At 68.3% G+C, this 14,861-nt stretch carries 12 protein-coding genes; 3 read left to right on the forward strand and 9 right to left on the reverse strand.

Going from position 1 to position 14,861, the window contains the following annotated elements:
* Position 1: 1 nt before the first annotated feature.
* Entirely contained in the window at positions 2–1,324 is a 1,323-nt protein-coding gene (locus ACXDF8_RS24210) for an MFS transporter (protein ID WP_457225808.1), read from the forward strand.
* A gap of 148 nt (positions 1,325–1,472) precedes the next feature.
* Positions 1,473–3,671: an acyl-CoA dehydrogenase family protein gene (locus ACXDF8_RS24215; protein WP_457225809.1), complete on the forward strand. Its 2,199-nt coding sequence runs from the start codon at positions 1,473–1,475 to the stop codon at positions 3,669–3,671.
* A 98-nt stretch (positions 3,672–3,769) separates the two neighbouring features.
* Here the strand turns inward: ACXDF8_RS24215 and fadD2 are convergent, their stop codons facing one another.
* Positions 3,770–5,452 carry a long-chain-fatty-acid--CoA ligase FadD2 gene (fadD2, locus tag ACXDF8_RS24220; RefSeq protein WP_457225810.1) on the reverse strand — a complete coding sequence of 561 codons (1,683 nt, stop codon included), beginning with the start codon at positions 5,450–5,452 and terminating at the stop codon, positions 3,770–3,772.
* Positions 5,453–5,518: 66 nt separating this feature from the next.
* Here fadD2 and ACXDF8_RS24225 point away from each other — a divergent pair, with 66 nt between their 5' ends.
* Positions 5,519–6,730 carry a DNA polymerase domain-containing protein gene (locus ACXDF8_RS24225; protein ID WP_457225811.1) on the forward strand — a complete coding sequence of 404 codons (1,212 nt, stop codon included), beginning with the start codon at positions 5,519–5,521 and terminating at the stop codon, positions 6,728–6,730.
* A 19-nt stretch (positions 6,731–6,749) separates the two neighbouring features.
* Here ACXDF8_RS24225 and eccE read toward each other — a convergent pair whose 3' ends face one another.
* The 8 genes from eccE to eccCb all read right to left on the reverse strand — a co-directional run.
* The gene (eccE, locus tag ACXDF8_RS24230; RefSeq protein ID WP_457225812.1) at positions 6,750–7,625 is read right to left on the reverse strand and encodes a type VII secretion protein EccE; all 876 of its coding nucleotides are present in this window, start codon (positions 7,623–7,625) and stop codon (positions 6,750–6,752) included.
* Positions 7,622–8,992: a type VII secretion-associated serine protease mycosin gene (gene mycP / locus ACXDF8_RS24235; RefSeq protein ID WP_457225813.1), complete on the reverse strand. Its 1,371-nt coding sequence runs from the start codon at positions 8,990–8,992 to the stop codon at positions 7,622–7,624. Before mycP ends, eccE begins: the two co-directional genes overlap by 4 nt.
* Positions 8,989–10,383, reverse strand: a complete 1,395-nt coding sequence (eccD, locus tag ACXDF8_RS24240; RefSeq protein WP_457225814.1) for a type VII secretion integral membrane protein EccD — start codon at positions 10,381–10,383, stop codon at positions 8,989–8,991. The genes mycP and eccD overlap by 4 nt, the downstream gene beginning before the upstream one ends.
* A gap of 20 nt (positions 10,384–10,403) precedes the next feature.
* On the reverse strand, positions 10,404–11,249 hold the full coding sequence (locus ACXDF8_RS24245) for an ESX secretion-associated protein EspG (RefSeq protein ID WP_457225815.1): 846 nt from the start codon (positions 11,247–11,249) through the stop codon (positions 10,404–10,406).
* Between the two features lie 3 nt (positions 11,250–11,252).
* A complete protein-coding gene (locus tag ACXDF8_RS24250; protein WP_457225816.1) occupies positions 11,253–11,540 on the reverse strand; it encodes a WXG100 family type VII secretion target in 288 nt (95 codons plus the stop codon).
* Positions 11,540–11,833, reverse strand: a complete 294-nt coding sequence (locus ACXDF8_RS24255) for a type VII secretion protein EsxS (protein ID WP_457225817.1) — start codon at positions 11,831–11,833, stop codon at positions 11,540–11,542. Before ACXDF8_RS24255 ends, ACXDF8_RS24250 begins: the two co-directional genes overlap by 1 nt.
* Before the next feature lie 61 nt (positions 11,834–11,894).
* Positions 11,895–12,206, reverse strand: coding sequence for a PE family protein (locus tag ACXDF8_RS24260; RefSeq protein ID WP_457225818.1), 312 nt, complete (start codon positions 12,204–12,206; stop codon positions 11,895–11,897).
* Positions 12,203–14,861: type VII secretion protein EccCb (eccCb, locus tag ACXDF8_RS24265; protein ID WP_457225819.1), on the reverse strand; the 2,659-nt coding region annotated here is incomplete at its 5' end. The genes eccCb and ACXDF8_RS24260, both read right to left, overlap by 4 nt.

Here is a 14,861-nt window from a genome sequence, read left to right on the forward strand (position 1 = left end):
GATGTCCGTCGCATCCACCGGTGAACAGTCACTGGAGACCCGCGCACTGCGCAAGGTCGTCATCCGCATCGTCCCGCTGCTGATGGCGCTGTACTTCGTCAACTACCTCGACCGCACCAACCTCGGCATCGCCAAGGCCGACATCAGCGCGCACCTGCAGCTGAGTGCGAGCATGTTCGGACTGGCCTCGGGGATCTTCTTCATCGGCTACGTGCTCGTCGAAGTGCCGTCCAACCTCGCACTGGAGCGCTTCGGGGCCAGGCGCTGGCTCGCGCGCATCGCAGTGTCGTGGGGAATCGTCGCGGTGGCAATCGGATTCGCCCCCAACGCCGGTTCCCTGTTGGCGTTGCGGTTCCTGCTCGGGGTGGCCGAGGCGGGCCTGTTCCCCGGGGTGATCTTCTATCTCAGCTGTTGGTTCCCCGCTGCCTATCGCGCACGAATCGTGGCGATGTTCATGATGGCCAGTCCGATCGCCGCGGCCGTCGGAACACCGCTTGCGGCGTGGCTGATCGAGACCGGTGAGGGCACCTTCGGGCTGGCCGGCTGGCAATTCATGATGATCGGGGTAGGGCTACCGGCCATCGCCCTGGGGATCATCTGCTGGTTCTCTCTGACCGACCGCCCGGCCGACGCCCACTGGCTGCACCCCGATGAGCGTCGATGGCTCGTCGACGTGCTGGCCGAGGAGAAGCGCCACGTCGCAGAAGCTTTCGACTTTCCGCTGCGCCGGGTGTTGACCAGTCCGAGGATCTGGGCGCTCGCACTGATCTACTTCGGCGTCGCCTACGGGCTGTATGCGCTGGCGTTCTTCCTGCCCTCGATCATCAGCGGCTTCACCAAGACCTTCGGGGTGCACCTGTCGATCCTGCAGGTCGGGTTGATCACTGCAGTCCCTTACACGTTGGCAGCGATCGCGATGTACCTGTGGTCGCGGCACGCCGACCGCCGCCACGAGCATGTCTGGCACGTCGCGATCCCGATGGGATTGGGCGGCCTCGCGATACCGATAGCGCTGTATCTGCACAGCCCGCTGCTGGTGATGATCCCCGTCAGCATCGCCGCGATGGGTGTCTTCAGCGCGATCCCCAGCTTCTGGGCGTTGCCTGCCCAATTCCTCACCGGTGCGGCCGCCGCCGGCGGAATCGGGCTGATCAACTCGATCGGCAACCTCGGCGGATTCGCCGCGCCATACGCCACCGGTGCCCTCAACCAGCTGACCGGCAGCGACAAGGCCGGCATGTGGGCCGTCGGCATCATGATGACCCTGTCGGCGGTCGTGGTGGTGGCGTTGCGTGCCACCCCGAATCGCACGAGTCTGCGGTAACGGCATCGAGTCTGCGTCCACGTCAAGAATTCGGGCCGAACCGCGATCTGGACGCAGGCTCGATCTGGTCGCTCCAACGGGTAGCCTCGGTCCCAACCGACCGGTTAATTGACAACGTTCGTCAGTCGACAGCAGGGAAGGCATCCCCATGCCCATCGCGATCACACCCGAGCACAACGACCTCGCAGATTCGGTGAAATCCCTGGTAGCCCGCGTGGCGCCGTCCGACGTGCTGCACGCGGCCCTAGAAGAGCCGGTGTCCACCCCACCGCCGTACTGGAAGGCCGCGGCCGAGCAGGGGCTGCACGGCGTGCATCTCGCCGAGTCGGTCGACGGTCAGGGCTTCGGCGTGCTCGAGCTCGCGATCGTGATCGCGGAGTTCGGGTGCGGCGCGGTGCCAGGTCCCTTCGTACCATCGGCGATCGCCAGCGCGCTGATCTCGGCACACGCCCCCGGCGACCCGATCCTGAGCGGGCTGGCCTCCGGCGAGGCCATCGCGACGTGCGCCCTGGAGTCCGGGCTGACCGCGACCCGCCAGGACCACTCGCTGGTGATCCGCGGTGAAGCGCGCTCCGTGCTCGCCGGCGCGCAGGCCTCGATCCTGGTGCTGCCGGTGGCGATCGACAGCGGGGTGGAGTGGGTCGTCCTCGACGCCGCCGCACTGGAGATCGAGCCGGTCAAGTCCGTGGACCTGCTGCGCCCGATCGCCCACGTCCGGGCCAACGCCGTCGAGGTCGGCGCGGATCGGGTGCTGTCCAGCCTCCCCGAGTCCGCCGCACGTGCCATCGTGACCACTCTGCTGTCGGCCGAAGCGGTCGGCATCGCACGCTGGGCCACCGACACCGCCGCGTCGTATGCGAAGATCCGCGAGCAGTTCGGCCGCCCGATCGGGCAGTTCCAGGCCATCAAGCACAAGTGCGCCGAGATGATCGCCACCACCGAGCGCGCAACCGCCGCGGTCTGGGACGCCGCCCGCGCGGTGGACGAGGCCGCCGGTCAGGGCTGGGACAACGCCGAAACCGCATACGAGTTCGCCGCGAACGTGGCAGCCAGCCTGGCCCCCGCAGCCGCTCAACACTGTGCCCAGGACTGCATCCAGGTGCACGGCGGCATCGGCTTCACCTGGGAACACGACACCAACGTCTACTACCGGCGCGCCCTGGGCCTGGTCGCCGCGTTCGGCCGCTCTTCGGAATACCAGCAGAAGGTGTTCGACACGGCGACCAGCACCGGGATGCACGCGGTCAACATCGACCTCGACCCTGAGACAGAGAAACTGCGCGACGAGATCCGCGCCGAAGTCGCTGACCTGAAAGCCATTCCACGCGAGGAGCGCAAGGTCGCGATCGCCGAGGGTGGCTGGGTGCAGCCGCACCTGCCTAAGCCGTGGGGCCGATCGGCCAGCCCCGTCGAGCAGATCATCATCGCGCAGGAGTTCGCGGCGGGGCAGGTCAAACGCCCGCAGATGGGCATCGCGGCCTGGCTCATCCCGTCGATCGTGGCGTTCGGCACCGACGAACAGAAGCAGCGTTTCCTTCCGCCGACGTTCCGAGGCGAGATGATCTGGTGCCAACTGTTTTCCGAGCCAGGAGCCGGATCCGACCTGGCAAGTCTGTCCACCAAGGCCACCAAGGTCGACGGTGGCTGGCGGATCACCGGACAGAAGATCTGGACCACCGCGGCGCAGTTCTCCCAGTGGGGTGCGCTGCTGGCCAGGACCGACTCCAGCGCCGCGAAACACAACGGCATCACCTATTTCCTGCTCGACATGAAAAGTGAAGGCGTGGAGGTCAAGCCGCTGCGTGAGCTCACCGGCAACGCGATGTTCAACACCGTGTTCATCGATGACGTGTTCGTGCCCGACGACCTGGTGCTCGGCGAGGTGAACCGCGGCTGGGAGGTCAGCCGTAACACCCTTACCGCCGAACGTGTTTCGATCGGCAGCAGCGAGCCGGGCTTCCTGGCGAACCTGGACGGCTTCGTCGAATTCGTCAGCGGCGGGCATTTCGACCAGATCGGCCACCATCGGGCCGGTGAGCTCATCGCCGAGGGGCACGCCGCCAAGCTGCTCAACCTGCGTTCCACGCTGTTGACGCTGGCCGGCGGTGACGCGATGCCGTCGGCGGCGATCTCTAAGCTGCTCTCGATGCGAACCGGTCAGGGCTACGCCGAGTTCGTGGTGTCGTCGTTCGGTATCGACGGTGCCATCGGCGATCCTGGTTCACCGCAAGGCAAGTGGGCCGATTACCTGCTGGCCAGCCGTTCCACCACGATCTACGGTGGGACGTCGGAGGTGCAGCTGAACATCATCGCCGAGCGGCTGCTCGGCCTGCCCCGCGATCCGTAGGTCCTTGCGCCGAGATCGACGCAATGCAGGGATTTACTCGCGTTTTCGCTGCCATTTGTTGGTTTGGACCACGAGTTTGTTGGTTTGGACCACGAGTGTCACTGCACCTCGATCTGGCGCAGCTCCCGCTTGAGGATCTTGCCGGTCGGGTTGCGCGGCAGTTCCGAAAGGAACACGACCTCGCGGGGCACCTTGTAGCGCGCGAGATGTTCGCGCACATAGTTCTTGACGGCTTCCTCGGTGAGTTCGGCCTCCTCTTTCAGCACCACGAAGGCCCGCAACCGCGCGCCCCACTCGGGGTCGTCGACACCCACCGCGGTCGCCTCCACGACGTCGGGATGCCCGCTGATAAGGTCCTCGACCTCGGCGGGGAACACGTTCTCCCCACCCGAGACGATCATCTCGTCGTCGCGGCCGCTGACGAACAACAGTCCGTTGTGGTCGAAGTAGCCGACGTCACCCGAGGACAGCAGGCCGTCGATGATCTGCTTGTTGCCGCCGCCGGTGTAGCCCTCGAACGGAAAGCTGTTGCCGACGAAGATGCGTCCCACGTCGCCCTGCGGCACCTCGTTGCCGTTGTCGTCGAGGATCTTGACCTTCACGCCCCTGACGACGGGTCCGACGGTGGCCGGATTCTTCAGCAGATCTTCCGGCCGGGCGATGGCGGCCAGCGCGACTTCCGTCGAGCCGTAGAGGTTGTAGATCACCGGGCCGAGGTCCTTCAGTGCCCGGGTCGCGAGTTCGGCTCCGAGCTGCGAGCCGGAGACGAAGACGATCCGCAGCGAGGACAGGTCCGGCTTGGTGTCCATCTTCTCCAACGCGTCGAGCATGCGCGACAGCATCACCGGGACCACGACCATCGCGGTGACCTTGTGCTTGGCAACGTCGTCCAGCACGGTGGCCGGTTTGAACTTGCGGTGCAGCACCAGCGTCGAGCCCAGGGTCAGGGCGATGGTGGCGTGCAGATAGCCGAGGGCGTGGAACATCGGCGACGGCAGCGCGGTCACCTCGCCGGCGCGGAACGGGACCTGCGACAAGACGCCACCGATGGGCGCCAGGCTCGGCGGCGCATTGCGCGTCGCGCCCTTGGGGGTGCCGGTGGTGCCACTGGTCAGGATGATGACCGATGACCGCCTCGTCGCTTTGGGCGCCGGTGCGGTGCTGCTGCGCGCGATGAGTTCGGCCAAGGTCTCGTCGGTGCTGGCCGAAGACGCCTCCGGCGCGTCCGGATTCGTCCCCAACGCGCGCAGCTTGCCCAGGGGTGGGTCAGCCAGTTTGACCGCCTCGGCATACTCGTCGTCGTAGATGACCAGCTTGGCACCTTCGCGTTCGGAGACGTCGCGGATCTGCGGACCGGAGAACTCAGTGTTCAGCATGATCGTGCGGGCGCCGACCCGCGCGCAGCCGTAGTTGGCGATGACGAACCACCGGTGATTGCGGGCCAGGATCGCCACACCGTCACCGCCGGTGACGCCCTTGGCCAGCAATCCGTTGGCCACCGCGTTGGCGGCGTCGTCGAGTTCGGAGAACGTCATCGAACCCTCGTCGTCGATGATCGCCAGCGCGTTGGGCGTGCGGCGGGCATTGAGGGCGGGCACCATCCCGATCTCACCCCAGCGCCGGATGTCGGCGAACATCCCCAGGAGGTTCTGCGGCGGCTCGAGGCGGAACGCACCGGACTCGATCATCTTGTGCAGGTAGTGCAGTTCGGCCGAACCGCGTTCAGCCAGGGTCGAGACCTTGGCCAATGCCTGTGCGGGGAGATCCAGGAGACTGGGCATGGGGCCCACCTTATGTGACTCAGCTCGCACCGAAGAGCGAACGAACAGCGTCACTAGCATGAGCCCATGGAAGACTTCGTGGAAGTCGGTGGGCGCCGTGTCAGCATCAGCCATCCCGACAAAGTCGTCTTCCCCGCCGTCGACGGGCGTGCTCCGGTGACCAAGTCCGACCTCGTCACCTACTACCTGTCCGTGGCCCAGGGGGCGTTGCGGGGCGTCTACGACCGGCCGATGATCCTCAAGCGGTTCGTCAAGGGCATCACCGAGGAGGCCGTCTTCCAGAAGCGCGCACCGGAAAAGCGGCCGGACTGGATCGACGTCGCCGAGCTGCGCTACGCCCGCGGAACTTCGGCCAAGGAGGCGGTGATCCGGGAGGCGGCCGGGCTGGCGTGGGCGGTGAACCTCGGCTGCGTGGACCTCAACCCGCATCCCGTCCACGCCGACGACCTGGACCACCCCGACGAACTGCGCATCGACCTCGATCCGATGCCCGGCGTGAGCTGGCCGCAGATTCTCGACGTGGCCCAGGTGGCACGGGAGGTTCTCGAAGATCACGGGCTGATCGCGTGGCCCAAGACATCCGGATCGCGGGGCTTCCACATCTACGCCCGCATCGCGCCGCAGTGGCCGTTCAAACAGCTCCGGCTCGCCGCCGAGACCGTCGCCCGGGAGGTACAGCGCCGCGCCCCGGAGCTGGCCACCAGCCAGTGGTGGAAAGAGGAACGTCACGGCGTATTCGTCGACTTCAACCAGAACGCCAAGGACCGGACCGTGGCGTCGGCGTACTCGGTGCGGGCCACCGCCGATGCCCGGGTGTCCACCCCGCTGAACTGGGATGAGGTACCCGGCTGCCGGCCCGAGGCCTTCACCGTCGCGACGGTGCCCGCACGGTTCGCCGAGCGCGGCGACCCATGGGTGGGCATGGACGACGCGGTGGGCTCGCTGGACGCGCTGCTGCGGCTGGCAGAAGAGCTCGGGCCGGCCGAGAAGCCACCCAAGGGCAACAAGCCGCTCATCGAGGTCGCCCGCACGAAGACCCGCGACGAGGCGATGGCCGCGCTGGAAACGTGGCGATCGCGGCACCCGAAGGCAGCACAGGCGCTGCAGCCGACCGACATCCTCGTCGACGGTATGCGTGGGCCCAGCTCGATCTGGTACCGCATCCGCGTCAACCTCGAACACGTCCCTGTCGGCCAGCGCCCCGAGCAAGAGGAGCTGATCGCGGATTACAGCCCGTGGGAAGGGTATTCGGGCCGCCAGGCCCCGCCCGCCCACTAGCCGCCGGTACCTCGGTCGATCAGCTGACCAGGCGGGCCCCCGACAAGGGGTGCAGCGCGGCCAGCGCGGCCGCCTGCCGGCCGGGAACCGCAACCAGTCCCGGCAGCGCTGTGGCAGCAGCCGGCGGCTCCTCGGTGCGGATCGCCGCCGCGGCCCGCAGAACCGGGGCTGCCGGCGGTCCGGAGATCTCCAGCACCGTCCAGGTTTCGCTGCCGGTCGAGTCCGCCGTCACCGCCCCGATTGCCTCCACGTCATCGAGGACATAGCTCGTCACGTGTCCTCGCGCGTCGGTCACCGTCTGCCAATGCTCCCGCGCGTCGGCTGCCACCACAGCGGGAACGTCGTCGACCGCCGTTGCAGTCCAGCCTTTTTCGCGCAACTGTTCGACGAGCCGGCGCGTGGCGGTCTCGGCGGTCTGGCGAAGCGGCAGCTGAGCAGATCTGGCCTGCAGGGCGGCCAGGTTACAGGCGGCACTGAACGTGAGCCCGATCCATGTCGTCACCCCAGCCGGCGCCGAGCGGGTGGTGACTCGCACCGCGTCGCAGGCGAGTCCGTAGCGTTGGAGCTGGCCGGTGAGCAGATGCACCGGAACCGGACGGTCATCATCCTCGACCTGCAACAGTACCGTCGTCACCGCGTCGGTCCCGGTCCAGCGGATCTCCGGCGTCGAGGTGTCGAACGTGCTGCGACGCAGCATGATCCGAAGGCGATCGCCGAGCATCGTCGTCAGGGGGCGCCCACGCCACCAACCCAGTGCCACGACCACGATCACGACGGCGACACCGAGTACCCCACGTTCGGCGTCGGTGCGCCACGGGTAGGCGAGCGCGGCGGGCACCGCGGCCGACAGGACCACAGCCAGCCGGGCGGCACCGGGCGACGGGACACCGGTCATTGCTTTTCCTCCTTGCGTCTACGCACAAGGGCAGCACCGGCCACCAGGACGGCCAGCACCCCGGTCGCGGCGAATGCCAGTGTGCGCGAGGTGTAGTCGTTAGCCGGCGGGGGTGGCGGTGCCGCAACGCGTTTGGTGAGCGGAGCCGTCATTGTGTCGTCGGCCGAGTCGACGGTCCAGGTCAGGGCACCCACCGGGTCGAGCGCGCCGGTTCCGACGAGGTTGGACGGTGCCTGCGCGCCGTTGTGCGCCGTCGAGGTGAGCCGGTGCACCACCTCGTTGGCGCGGAGAGCCGGGTAGCGGCTGCGGACCAGTGCGGCCACTCCCGCGACGTAGGCTGCGGCATAGCTCGTTCCGTCCAACGGGGTCATGCCGCCGCGGCCGTCGGATGTTCCGTCGGCCAGGCCGCCGGCGGCGTCGTTGCTCAGCGACACGATGTTCTGTCCGGGTGCGGCGATGCCGACCCAGGGGCCGGCCATCGTGAATCCGGCGGGCTGCCCGTCGGCCGTCAGGGCCCCGGCCGAGAGCACATAGGGTTGCCACCACGACGGGACCGAAACCGAGGTGACTCCCGACCAGTTGCGCGGATCGCCGGTACTGCTGGGGGCGCCGAGCGGATTGCTACCACATCGGGTTGCTGGTGCGCCGACGGTGTTTGCGCCGGAATCGCCTGCGGCGGCGACGATCACCGCATCCTTGTCGACGGCGGCATACCGCAACGCGGCCCCGAGTGTCTGCTGATCGCCCAGCTCGTTGGGAGCCAGACAGACAACGGTTGAGATGGTGATGACGGTCGCACCGGCGTCGGCGGCCCGTACCACCGCCCGCGCCAGGCTCTGGATCTCGATAGCGGCCTGGACATCCGCTGACTCCCGGCCGTCGGCCGCGGGTGCGAACCTCGGCGAGGACTGCCGGATCGACACCAACCGGACTCCCGGCGCGACACCGGCAAACCCGTCCGGGCCGGGCTGTCCACCGATGATCCCGGCGACCGCAGTTCCGTATCCGTCGCAGTCGGTCAGCCCGTCGCCGCCGGTCAGGTAGTCACCGCCGCCGATCACGTTCGGCAGGCGGGGTCCGGGCCGCACACCGGTTCCGATGACCGCCACGGTCTGTCCCTCGCCCCGCGAGTAGGCGAGCGCACCGGCCAGATTCAACATCACCTGGTTGGGGCTGACCGCAGCGGGATCGGTACCCGGCCGAACACCGGTCGTCACGCATTCGGCGCGTTGGCGCATCGACGCCGTCGGCCCGGCAGCCCCCGGCGGCGGTACGGCCCCCGGGTCGGCGACGGGCGGACTCACCGCACCCGCCGGTGCGCTGCCGGCCACCAGGATCACCACGGCGACCGCGGCCAGCCGCATCATCGCTGGAGAATCCAGCCGAACAGGCCGACGAGGTAGGCCATCACCGGGATCAGTGATGCGTCCAACGCGGCGGCCAAGAAGCCGACCAGGCGCCGCACCGGCAACGAATAGCGTTCGGCGACAGCAATAGCCGGGTTGGCTGCAACCACGAGCCATGCCGTCGTCAGTGCACCGAGGACGGCCAGCGCCCACAGCGCCGCGACGAAGCGCTGCTCGACGGTGAAGATCACCAGCATTCCGGTGGCCACCAGCGCGGGCTGAGCGAGCAGCCAGGCCTTGCAGACCGCGGTGTCCCACACCCTGGCCCGAAGCGCGGCGGCGGCCGCCGAGGCCACAACGAGATACCAACCCCACACTCCGGGGGCCTCGGGGCGGGCGGCGACGTACAGCGAGCCTGCCACCGCCAGCATCACACCACCGGCAATCAGACCGCTCTGGTGGGCTTCACCGCGCCGCACCCGGCGGGGCAGGTCGGCGAGGATCCGCGCCGGCGGACTCGCCGGCGTCGGGTCGCCCGGCGCCGGGATCACCGGCAGCGGCAAGCGTGCCCACGTCGCCGCGAGCTGCGGCGCGGACAGGGTGACCAGCAGGGCCAGCACCAGCAATCCGCAACCGACCGTGGTCGGCGGCAATGTCCACAACGTCGCGGCCGCGGCGATCAAGAGTGCACCGGTACCGATGACGGCTGTGGCGGTGAAGAATCCGACAGCATCCTCGGACTGGAGCAGGACAATCACCGACCAGGCGGCGATGGCGGCACCGGCCAGCATCACGTGTTCGGGGCTCGGCGTACCGGGGACCGCCAGCCAGAACGCACAGCCGATCGGCACGAGTGCCATCGCGCAGAGCTCGGTGGCGATACTCGCCGACCGCGCCCGCAAGAGCGACCCGCCGAGCGCGGTGAGTAGGGCCAGCGCCGCCACCGCGTACAGACCGGCGAACCCGCCGGTGGTGCTGCGGTGCACGATCGCCACGCTTGACAGGGCAACCACGAACAGGGCCAGCGCGGCTCGTGCGCCGAGCCGGATACGATCCGGACCCCATGGCCGGCGACGGGCGGCAGAGAAGATCACCGCCGCATCGGCGACGTCCTCGACGACGCCCGGTGCGGCTGGACCGTCCGGAACGGCTTGCAGTGCAAGCAGATCGCCGTCGACGACACCGACAGTGTCCAGTGTGGCATCGGTACTGAAGGGCGCGCCGCCGATGGGGGCCAGCGTTACCGGCGTCGGGCCTGCCGCGGGGTCGTCGAACTCGTGGTGGGCTACCAGTCGCTGCACCGCGGGCAGGATCTCGCGTAGCGGCAGTTCGGTCGGCAATGCCACGTCGGTGATCCTGCCGCGTGCCAGAACCGCGACCCGCACGATCGGCAGCACCGGAGTTTCGGTCATCGTGTTGTCTCTTTCCTGAATCATCTTGCGGTGCTGAGAAAATCGCGCACCAGCGTGGTGGTGGGGAACCATCCGCCGCCGGGCAGGGTGTCGGTGAGCCGGGTCAGCGCGAGCGCGACCGCGAACGGTGTGCCCGGCGCAAAGGTCGACACCCATTCGCCGTCGTCCGCACGGTGGGGGCTGACGAGTACTCGGCCGGCCTCGGTATCGATGATGCCCACACCGACTTCACTGAGGTCGACGGCGCCGTGGTCGTTCACCCCGGCACGCACTTCGGCGTAGCAGCGTCGTCCGTGCAAGGCGGCGCGCACGACCATCGTCGCCGACGCCGGGATCCCCAGATAGTCGAGTACACCGTCGATGTCGGCGCCGGCGCGCAGCCGTTCGTCGGCGCGCGCGCCCACCCGGGTGGGCAGGACGAATTCGGTGAACACCGCGGGTGGACGTCCCGCCAACCCGGCGCTCACCACCGCCGCCAATAGGTCGGCGTCGGTGAGTTCGAGTTCGGTGAAGGTCACCAGTTCACCGCTTCGCAACGCCACGACCGTCTCGCCACCGCGGCGCGCCACCAGACCTCGGAGCAGTTCCGTGTCGGCGCCGCGCACGTATCGCAGCTCGAGCCACTGGTGCGGCGCGCACACCGTGCGGATCCACCGCCGCACCGCGGGGTGTACCGCTCCATCGGCCGAGACCACCGCGGCCTCGTGCAGTTCGGCGCGGGCCCGGGCCAGGACGTCACCGCCGCGCTGCGGCTCGGCCAATGGTGAGGTGATTGCCAGTACCCACGGGAACGAGCCGGCACCAATGGTTTCGGCGACGAGCCAGGCGGCGCCGACCGTCAGTTCCACGGAGTCAGGCGCGGCCACGCCTCAGCCCCACTTGGCTCCCTCGGCCTGGTCGCGAGCGTGCATCGACAGCGTGTTGGTCTCGTGCGTGGTGGCCATCGCACGGTAGGCGCGGACCAGTTCATCCATGGCGATGTTCCACTGCGCCTGCCACGCTTGGTAGGTCACACCGCTGTCCCCCTGCCAGGCGCCCTGCAGCGCCGACTGCTCGGTGGCGATGTCGGCGCCGACCGCCTGCAGTGTGCCGGCATATCCGGCCATGTCCCCCGCGTGCGCGAGCATCGCCGGGTAGTTGTACATGATCTGAGACATCAGAAACCTCCGTAGGTGGTCGCCGCGGCCGCGTCCTCGGCGACGTAGGTGGCACCGGCTTCGCCGAGGTTGATCTGGGCGATGTCGAGCAGCGCGTTGACCTTGGCGGCGACCTCGACGAACCGCGCATGGGCCGCCTGAAAGGCAGCCGAGGATTCACCGGCGTGGAATGCCTGTGCCGCCATCGCCGCCTGTTCGGCCTGGGCAATGGTGCTGCGCATGAGCGCCGTCTTCGCACCGAATGCGGCCTCTGCGGCCACGATCTGCGGGATATGGGCATCGAGCATGCTCACGGTAGTTCTCCAATCGTTTCGGCGCTGGCAGTGGGATGGTGCGTTCGGTGATCGGCCACGCTCAACCGCCTCGCGCGGCGGCGAAGGACAGGGCCGCCGCGGCGTCGGTGACGGTGTAACCGGCCCCGGCGGCGGCAACCGCGACACCCGAACGGCCGAGTTCGGTGACCCCCTTGGCCGCCACGGTGGTGTGCTCGGCGCCCTGCACGCTGAATCCCGCTGCGGTCTGCAGCGATACCGGGTCGGCAGCAGGCGGCAGGACCGCGGTGATCAGTGGAGTGGCGGCGGCGTGCGCAGCGGCCAGCCGTGCGGTGAGGGCCTCGACCGCCTCGCCGGCCGCCACCAGGCCTTCTGGCACCACGCGAAGGGTCACGATAGGTTCTCCTCTCCCGGACGGATGTGGGTGGTACTGCCGACGTGGGTGAACGGGTTCACCAGCTGGAGGTGCTCGGCGGTGTCGTCGTCGCCCAGCAGGATTGCCCGTCCGGCGGGCTTTCGGCCGAACCGGTGTCCGCGGATCTTGGCGCTGTCGGCCGGGTTGCCGGACAGCATCAGCACCGCCGCCTGCAGATCACTCATCCGGCGCAGCAGCGGGTTGGTCATCAGCGCGTGACCCGAGCCGCTGGCATGTCCGGTGACGATAACCCGCAGTCCGAGATCCCGTGCCGCTGAGAGCAATCCGAGCAGCGGGGTCCACGGCCGATGGCCGGCATAGGGACCGCTCAAAGCCGGCCCGTCCGGGATCTGGTCCACGTCGTCGACGATCAGGTAGTGGGTGTGCGCCGAACCGCCCTCGGCGCGGTAGTTCCAGCCGGACAACTCTGCCGGCGACAGACCGGCGGGTGGGCGGCGCGCTTCGAGGAGATTGGCCAATCCCAGTACCGCCGGGGTGACCCGGTCGAGGTTGGCGTTGTATTCGTTGTCGGCGAACAGCGGTTCGTCAACGAGGTGCAGGCGCCGGTCGAACACCGTGAACGCGACGTCCTCGGCGTCCGTGTTCTCCCGGATGGTGCGGATCAGGTGGCGCAGCAGTGTGGTCTTGCCGCTCTTGCTGTCGCCGAAGACCGCCAGCAACGGATGCTCGGCGAAGTCGTACACCACCGGCGACAGATCTGCCTCGCGCTGGCCGAGCACCAGTCGTTCGCCGCCGCGGTACACCGGAGCGACCGCGCCCGGTTCGAGGTCCGCCGGCAACAGGCGCACCGGGGGCGCCTGCATACCTGGGTATCGCGCGTTGATCGCCGGTATCCGGGCGGGGTCGGGTTCGGCGAACAGAAAGTGCTCGCCGGCCATCGTCAGCCCGCGGCCGGGCTGGTCGTGCGGCACCGACTCGGCAGGGCGGCGCAGGCTGTCCGGCACGCGTACGTTGCTGTCCCGCGGGTCGGGCAGTCGCAGTTCCAGACGTAGGCCGAGTCCGTCGCGCATCGCCAGGGGCACTTCCATCCAGTTCGGCGTGGTGATTACGACGTGGATACCGTGCGCCAGTCCGGTGTTGGCCAGTTCCGTCACGTCGGCCAGCAGCGGATTGCGGGTGTTGAACTGGTCGGTGTTGTCACGGCCGAAGGCATACAGGTTGTCGATCACCAGGAAGACTTCGCCGTGGTCGTCGCGGTGCGCGCCATCGCGGCCGGCGTCGCGCCGACGTGCGGTCAGCAGTTGTTCGAGTTCGCCGAAGGTGCGCCGGATCCGTTCGGGTTCCAGTGGTGAGGCGACGCTGCCGACGTGCGCCAGCTCGCCAAGCTCGCGAAGCCTGCCGCCGCCGTAGTCCAGGCAGTAGAACGTGACGTCGCCCGGTGAATGCAGTTCAGCCGCCGACATGATGAAAGTCGCCAGGGCGGTGGACTTTCCGGACTTCGCCCCGCCGTGGATCACCATGTTGCCGGCCGCGGATGTCGCGTCGAAGACGAGCGGGTCGCGGCGCATGTCGAAGGGTCGGTCGATCTGGCCCAGTGGCCAGCGCCACTGGCGGGCCGGCACGGCCGCATCGTCGAGCACCTCGGTCAGCGCGACGGGTTCGTCCAGTGGCGGCAGCCACAGCCTGGGCGCGGTCGGCCCGTAGTGGGCCAGCTGATCGCCGATGGTGGCCACCAACTTTCGCGGCGGTCCTGCCGGGACGTGGTCGTCGGCGGCAAGCAGCACCACTTCCTCGTCGAGCGTGGCGGGTCCGGCGGTGAATCGCACCGGTTCGGGCAGCGCCGGAACGACATATGAGGTCACCGGGCGTGGTGGGTCGTAGATGCCGTCGACGTAGGTGCTGCGGAACTTGATCGGGGCGGCGCCGGGAGCGGGTACCAGAAAGCCGATGCCCTTGTGTTCCTTGCCTGATTCGACGTGATAGGCGTCTTCGACGCCGATGATCTGCCGGGAAGCCGCCGGACTGGCCACCTTCAGCCCGATGCGATACGAGGTGTTCTTGTCGATGTCGCGGATCCGGCCGATGTCGAGGGTCTGCGAGGCGAACAGGATGTGGATCCGAAACGACCGCCCCTTGCGGGCGACGTAGTCGAACAGGTCGGCGTACTCGGGATGTTCGGCCAGCATCAGGGTGAACTCGTCGGCAACCACGAACAGCGTCGGCAGCGGCGGAAGATCGATTCCAGCAGCTTCGGCGGCAGGCCGTGCGGCCTCGTATTCGGTGACCGAGTTGAAGGCGCTGCCCTGCACGCGGCGACCGGCGTCCCGCAGCACGTTCTCCCGGCGGGCGACCTCACCGCGCAGCGTGTCGGCGAACCGGTCGGCCAATGACTTCTTCTCGGCCATGTTCGAGATAACCGCGACGACCTGCGGGAAATGCCGGAAAATATCGGCGCCGGCCTCCCCCTTGAAATCCACGTAGATGACGATGAGCCGATCCGCCGAGTGAGTGGTCAACAGCGACAGCAGGATCGACATCAACATCTGCGACTTACCCGAGCCGGTCATGCCGATCATCAAGCCGTGCGGCCCCATACCACCCTCGGCCTCGTCCTTGAGGTCGAAATACATCGGGACACCGGTGGCCGTCACGCCGATCGGCACCCGCAGCTCC

This window comes from Mycolicibacterium sp. CBM1, assembly GCF_054073305.1.